This is a genomic window from Acinetobacter sp. 1566109 (genome assembly GCF_000582255.1).
Taxonomy (GTDB): Bacteria; Pseudomonadota; Gammaproteobacteria; order Pseudomonadales; family Moraxellaceae; genus Acinetobacter; species Acinetobacter nosocomialis.
This window is the reverse complement of the sequence record NZ_JEYB01000184.1, coordinates 1-1,286: the sequence shown is the minus strand read 5'-3', so window position 1 is coordinate 1,286 and position 1,286 is coordinate 1. Positions and strand designations below refer to the sequence as shown.

Here is a 1,286-nt window from a genome sequence, read left to right as displayed (position 1 = left end):
CCCGCTTCTGCCACTTCTGCTCCAGCAGCTTCCATAGCATCAACCGCTTCAACTTGTGTCTTTGCTGCATATGTATTTGAAAGACTCATCATTAGAAAAACTGAAAGAAAGAACTTACTACTGCGATTTATTGAATTCATGTTTTATCCATAGCTATTTATTTGAAATTGGAGCTTTCTAGGAAGGAAATCTACAACTTCCCCATTTTTCAAAAATATTAAAAAATTTTTAGAAGCCATAGAATGTCATATAACTAGGTTAACTGGGGAGTAATTTTTTAAGCTATCTTAACTTTCATAGATAACGTCATACTGACCAGTTAACTCTTCTCTTAAAAGATCGAACAATTCACTTCCTAATAGTTTGAATTTCCTCACTTCCTGAATCGATTTAAAGGCAGAATTTTCTCTAATTATATAAAACGCCGATCTAATATTGATATGTTTCTTTAATCTAATTAAATTATTATATAACTACTGCCTCATACTCTTTTGTATTAGATTCCAAATACTTTTTCCATTGAATCAATACTTTTAAAAATAATTCAGTAGAGATTTCTCCACGATAATTTTTAGTTTTGTTAGTACGAAGTTTAAATGTCGTAATTTCCTTTGTAAATTTCGCACTTCCGCCCATATCACCGTAAGGAGAAAAAATAATTTCTTTTCTTTGATTTCTCAATATACTCTCAATTTTTAATAAAGCCTCAGATATAAGTTCTAAATTATCTATGCTTGAAATAAAATCCAAAAAGTCTTCATCCCCTTTAAGATATGCATCAAATCCCTCCGCTTGATTTTTATATGGGGCTACCCCCCAACCGAGTGTAGGTACATATACTCCTTCATCAGCTTCATACTCTTCTCTTAGAACATATTGAAATTTAATTTTCATCTCATTTATTTCCTCATTGTAAAGGCCCGCCACACCATTGATTCACTGAAGAATTAGGACTTTGGCTTGGTGGTACAAACTTAACGTTTACCCCAGAAGGTGTAGTAGTAGTAAAACCTTCTTGTGGACGTAAACTAGCTGGCTTATTTTTAAAAGTCTCTGATAGTTCATATTTCAATCTTGCTTCCGACCATCCTTGAGGAAAAAATGTCGAGCCATTAGGTTGACCTCCATCATCCTTACCTATAAAAAAGCCTATCTAAAATTGATAGGCTTTTTAAATTTAATTATTAATAGTTAAAATCACTTTTCATCATAAAATAAAAAAATTTAACACTCAAACTCTACGATATTTGCCTCATTTGGTTCTGTCTTGAGAAATTGACTCCATT

Annotated in this window: 2 protein-coding genes and 1 pseudogene; all 3 read right to left on the bottom strand. The window is 32.1% G+C overall.

Annotated features, from left to right (window positions below):
• Positions 1-140, bottom strand: a pseudogene (locus J582_RS27650) (hypothetical protein); the annotation flags it as partial.
• Positions 141-465: 325 nt separating this feature from the next.
• The gene (locus J582_RS25285; RefSeq protein ID WP_032048814.1) at positions 466-894 is read right to left on the bottom strand and encodes a hypothetical protein; all 429 of its coding nucleotides are present in this window, start codon (positions 892-894) and stop codon (positions 466-468) included.
• Positions 895-907: 13 nt separating this feature from the next.
• Positions 908-1,072, bottom strand: a complete 165-nt coding sequence (locus J582_RS26630) for a hypothetical protein (RefSeq protein ID WP_221408506.1) — start codon at positions 1,070-1,072, stop codon at positions 908-910.
• Positions 1,073-1,286 lie beyond the last annotated feature (214 nt).